Annotated in this window: 6 protein-coding genes; 3 read left to right on the top strand and 3 right to left on the bottom strand. The window is 68.3% G+C overall.

The window, feature by feature from the left end:
• Both RIF93_RS19030 and ppk2 read right to left on the bottom strand, forming a co-directional pair.
• Nucleotides 1-369: DNA glycosylase AlkZ-like family protein (locus RIF93_RS19030; protein ID WP_309093024.1), on the bottom strand; the 369-nt coding region annotated here is incomplete at its 3' end.
• Nucleotides 370-401: 32 nt separating this feature from the next.
• Nucleotides 402-1,151, bottom strand: coding sequence for a polyphosphate kinase 2 (gene ppk2 / locus RIF93_RS19025; RefSeq protein ID WP_309093023.1), 750 nt, complete (start codon nt 1,149-1,151; stop codon nt 402-404).
• 48 nt (nt 1,152-1,199) lie between these two features.
• On the opposite strand from ppk2, the gene RIF93_RS19020 reads away from it, so the two are divergent.
• The 3 genes from RIF93_RS19020 (at nt 1,200) to RIF93_RS19010 (ending at nt 3,831) form a co-directional block, all read left to right on the top strand.
• Nucleotides 1,200-1,919 carry a 16S rRNA (uracil(1498)-N(3))-methyltransferase gene (locus RIF93_RS19020; RefSeq protein ID WP_309093022.1) on the top strand — a complete coding sequence of 240 codons (720 nt, stop codon included), beginning with the start codon at nt 1,200-1,202 and terminating at the stop codon, nt 1,917-1,919.
• A 100-nt stretch (nt 1,920-2,019) separates the two neighbouring features.
• Complete coding sequence (locus RIF93_RS19015; RefSeq protein WP_309093021.1) at nt 2,020-3,375, top strand: glutamate--cysteine ligase; 1,356 nt, start codon at nt 2,020-2,022, stop codon at nt 3,373-3,375.
• 57 nt (nt 3,376-3,432) lie between these two features.
• Nucleotides 3,433-3,831 carry a GFA family protein gene (locus RIF93_RS19010; RefSeq protein WP_309093020.1) on the top strand — a complete coding sequence of 133 codons (399 nt, stop codon included), beginning with the start codon at nt 3,433-3,435 and terminating at the stop codon, nt 3,829-3,831.
• On the opposite strand, the gene RIF93_RS19005 is transcribed toward RIF93_RS19010, so the two are convergent.
• The coding region (locus RIF93_RS19005; RefSeq protein WP_309093019.1) for a DUF427 domain-containing protein at nt 3,828-4,349 on the bottom strand (522 nt) is incomplete at its 5' end. The two genes, RIF93_RS19010 and RIF93_RS19005, sit on opposite strands and share 4 nt — an antisense overlap.

Here is a 4,349-nt window from a genome sequence, read left to right as displayed (position 1 = left end):
GCGCAGGAAGCGGGCGATGCCCGTCCAGGTGCCGACGCCTTGCTGCGCGTCCTCCATCCGCCAGCGGAACAGCGGCTGGTTCTCGACCGGGAGCAGGCTGGCCTCGTGGGCCCAATACTCGAAGAAGACCTTCTTCCTGCCCCAGGCCATCTCCTCGAGCAGCTCGCGCGGGTAGGCGCCCAGACGCGAGAACGCCGGCAGGTAGTGGGTGCGCGAGACCACGTTGACCGAGTCGATCTGCACGACGCCTAGGCGGTCCACCAGCTTCGCCAGCTGGCGGCGGCCGACATCGCCCTCGCGCGAGCCGCCGAAGCCTTGAGCGGCCAGCGCGATGCGGCGGGCCTCGCCGGCGGTGAGGGAGTCCTTCATGCAGCCAGGCTAGAACGAACAAAGAACGAAGGTCAACGGAACAGGGGGGCGCCTTTCGAGAACGGGAACACCACGCCGGGATCCGGCGCCGCTACGTCCCGGACGATCGCCTCCGGCGCCAGCGCCCTCAGCAGAAAGCGCAGGATGTTCAGCCGAGCCGCCTTCTTGTCGTCGGTCCTGACGATCGTCCAGGGCGCATGCTCGGAGTGGGTGCGGGCCAGCATCTCGTCGCGGGCGGCGGAATAGGCGTCCCACTTGTCCTGGGCGACGGCATCCAGCGGGCTGACCTTCAGGGCCTTCAGCGGGTCGGAGCGGCGCTTCTCCAGCCGCCTCGCCTGCTCCTCGCGCGAGATGTCGAGCCACAGCTTCACGACCTGCACCCCGCCGTCGGTCAGCATCCGCTCGAAGGTCGGCGCATCAGTCAGGAACGTCTCCTGCTCGGCCGGGGTGGAGAAGCCCATCACCCGCTCGACGCCGCCGCGGTTGTACCAGGAGCGGTTCAGGATCACGAGCTCGCCGGCCGCGGGCAGGTGCGGAACATAGCGCTGGAAGTACCACTGGGTCCGCTCGCGCTCGGTAGGCTTGGGCAGGGCGACGACGCGGGTCTGCCGGATCGACAGGTGCTCGACGATGCGTTTGATCGCCCCGTCCTTGCCGGCGGCGTCGCGGCCTTCGAAGATCACCAGGTCCTTCTCGCCGGCCTCCATGGCCTGCTGCTGGAATCGCACCAGGGCGACCTGCAGCGCCTCGAACTCGCGGTCGTAGTCGTCCTTCTTGCCCATGCGGCTCAGCCTATGCGGAGATTAACGGGGGAGGCTAGAACGCACCGGATGATCCGTCTGTTCGTGCCTCAAGACCTGGCCGCCGGCGCCGAGCTTTCCCTGGACGAGGGGCATAGCCGCTACCTGGCCGCTGTCATGCGCGCGAAGCCTGGCGACGAACTGCGCGTCTTCAACGGCCGCCAGGGCGAGTGGCGGGCGCTGGTCGCTCAGGTCGGGAAGCGAGCTGTGGCCCTGCAGGTGATCGATCCGGCGCGGCCACAGGAGCCGGGCCCGGACCTCGACCTGATCGTCGCACTGGTGAAGCGGGCGGCGCTGGAGACGATCGTCGAGAAAGCCGCCGAGCTGGGCGCGCGCCGTGTCCGGCCCGTCCTGACCGAGCGCACCAACGCCGACCACACCCGGGTCGACCGGCTCCAGGCCATCGCGACGGAGGCGTCCGAACAGACCGGACGCCTGGACGTGCCGCAGGTGCTGGAGCCCGTGAAGCTGGAGAAGCTGGTCGCCGAGTGGGAGCGGGGCCGCCGCCTACTCTTCTGCGACGAGGCGGGCGGCGCGAAGCCGGCCCTGGAAGCCCTTAAGGGCGCGATCGGTCCCTGGGCCATCCTGATCGGCCCTGAGGGCGGGTTTTCGCCCCGGGAACGCGAGATGCTGCGCGGCCTGCCCTACGCCACCGCAGCCACGCTGGGGCCTCGCATCCTGCGCGCCGATACGGCCGCGATCAGCGCGCTGACGCTCTGGCAGGCGGCGGCGGGCGACTGGCGCACTTGAGCTTCACGGATTTGCCCCCACCTACCTTGACGGCGTAAAGATCAGGGCCGCACGGGACCTAGCCCGGGGCGTTCCAGGTTGGGCTGGGGAGGTAAACTGTATGGCTGATGTCGCCTGCGACGATCGCCCGCTCGTGTTCGAGGACCTGGTCCGCTGGTTCGAGAAGGGCGCGAAGCCCGCGAGCGAGTGGCGCGTGGGCGCCGAGCACGAGAAGTTCGTCTTCAAGCTCGGCAGCCATGATCCGGTCCCTTACGAACCCGGCGGCATCAAGGCCCTGCTGGACGGCCTGACCCGGTTCGGCTGGACGCCTGTATTCGAGGGCGAGAACGTGATCGCGCTGGAGCGCGGCATGGCCAGCGTCAGCCTGGAGCCCGGCGGCCAGTTCGAACTGTCGGGCGCCCCGCTCGAGACCATCCACGACATCTGCGAAGAGACCGGCGCGCACCTTCAGGAGGTGAAGGTCGTCGCCGACGAGCTGGGGCTGGGCTTCCTTGGCCTCGGCTTCACGCCGCTGTGGACCCGGGAACAGGTCCCGGTGATGCCCAAGGGCCGCTACAAGATCATGCGGGCCTACATGCCCAAGGTCGGGTCCATGGGCCTCGACATGATGTTCCGCACCTGCACGGTGCAGGCGAACCTCGACTTCGGCTCGGAAGCCGACATGGTCGCGAAGTTCCGCACCTCCCTGGCGTTGCAGCCGATCGCGACGGCGTTGTTCGCCAATTCGCCGTTCAAGGAAGGCAAGCCGACCGGCCTTCTCTCCGCCCGCGCGAACGTCTGGACCGACACCGATCCTGACCGTACCGGCATGCTGGATTTCGTGTTCCGGGACGGCTTCGGCTTCGAGGCCTACGCCAACTACGCGCTCGACGTGCCGATGTATTTCGTCAAGCGCGACGGCCGCTACATCGACGTGGCCGGCCGCTCCTTCCGCGACTTCATGGCCGGCAAGCTCGCCGAACTGCCTGGCGAGCGTCCGACGCTGAAGGACTGGGCCGACCACACCACGACCATCTTCCCCGAGGTGCGGCTGAAGCAGTACCTCGAGATGCGCGGCGCCGACTCCGGCCCGTGGAGCCGCCTCTGCGCCCTGCCGGCGCTGTGGATGGGCATCCTCTACGACGGCGCCTCGCTCGCCGCGGCCTGGGACCTCTGCAAGGACTGGGACATCGAGGACCACGAGCGTCTGCGCGCCGACGTGGCCCGGCTGGGCCTGAAGGCGCAGGTCGGCGGCCGCTCGGTGCAGGATATCGCCAAGGACATGCTGGCCATCGCCCGCGAGGGCCTGAAACGCCGCAACCGTCTCTCGGGAGGCCTCATCGACGAGAGCGGCTACCTGTCCGAGCTGGAGCACATCGCCGAGACCGGCGTGACCCCGGCCGAACGCCTGCTCGAGCTGTACGAGACCCGCTGGAATGGCGACGCCACTCGGGTCTTCGAGGATTTCGCCTACTAGGCCAGCGTCTTCGATCTGGCTCTTTCGGAGCGCGGCGATCCGGGCTGAAAGGCGGCCATGGGCATTTGGTCAGGCTCCTGCCACTGCGGCGCCGTTCGTTTCCGGGTCGAAGGCGACATCGAAGAGCTGACCCGCTGTGACTGCTCGCTCTGCCGGCGGCGCGGCGCGCTAATGGCCAAGGTGCACGAGAGCGGGTTGGTCATCGAGGCGGGTGAGGACAACCTGGCCCTTTATCAGTGGAACACCGGGGTCGCGCGGCATTACTTCTGCCGCACCTGCGGGATCTACCCGTTTCACCGGAAGCGCTCGGCGCCGGACTCCTACGGGGTCAACGTCGGATGTCTGGAAGACTTCGACCCCAGCCAAGTCGAGGCGCCCTATCGCCAAGCGGACGGCGTAAGCATGACCGTGAAGGGGCAAGGCCGGCCCGAGTGGACCGGCCCGCGGGAAGACTAGCGCAGGCCGCCCTCGGGACCCGGTCCTTCGGTGTTGGGTTCCCAATGCTCCCGCTGGCTCGCGCCGCCACCGGAATCGGTGTGCTGGACGATCTGATCCACGTCCTCGCGCGGCATGTAGCTGCGGTCCTCGCCTTGATGGCGGTGGTCCGGGTTCACCCTCGCGTCGTCGACCTCATAGACCTCGATCTCGGGGTAGAAGGCGATGCGGCTGTTGATCTCGCCGACCGCGTCGTACGGATCCTCGTAGGTCCAGGCGGCCTTCTCGACGAGGTGGCCGTCCATGTAGAGGCTGTAGTGCGCCGCATCGCCCTTATAGGGGCAGTGGGTCACGTGATCGGTGCGCGTGAAGTACTCCAGGTTCACGTGGCCGCGCGGGAAGTAGACGACCGGTGCGAGGTTGGACTCTTGCAGGATCAGGGCGTCGTCGGTGTCGGCGATCACGTGGCCGGCGAAGAAGGCGCGCCAGCGCCGCTTGGCAGGCTCGATCGTGATCGGATGGTCGGGGCCGGGGGTCAG

This window comes from Phenylobacterium sp., from assembly GCF_031181185.1.
In the GTDB taxonomy this organism is placed as follows: domain Bacteria; phylum Pseudomonadota; class Alphaproteobacteria; order Caulobacterales; family Caulobacteraceae; genus Phenylobacterium.
This window is presented reverse-complemented; position numbering and strand designations above follow the sequence as displayed.

Coding starts and splice junctions, on each gene's coding strand:
- ppk2 (WP_309093023.1), bottom strand. CDS start 1,151: ATGGGCAAGAAGGACGACTACGACCGCGAGTTCGAGGCGCTGCAGGTC.
- RIF93_RS19020 (WP_309093022.1), top strand. CDS start 1,200: ATGATCCGTCTGTTCGTGCCTCAAGACCTGGCCGCCGGCGCCGAGCTT.
- RIF93_RS19015 (WP_309093021.1), top strand. CDS start 2,020: ATGGCTGATGTCGCCTGCGACGATCGCCCGCTCGTGTTCGAGGACCTG.
- RIF93_RS19010 (WP_309093020.1), top strand. CDS start 3,433: ATGGGCATTTGGTCAGGCTCCTGCCACTGCGGCGCCGTTCGTTTCCGG.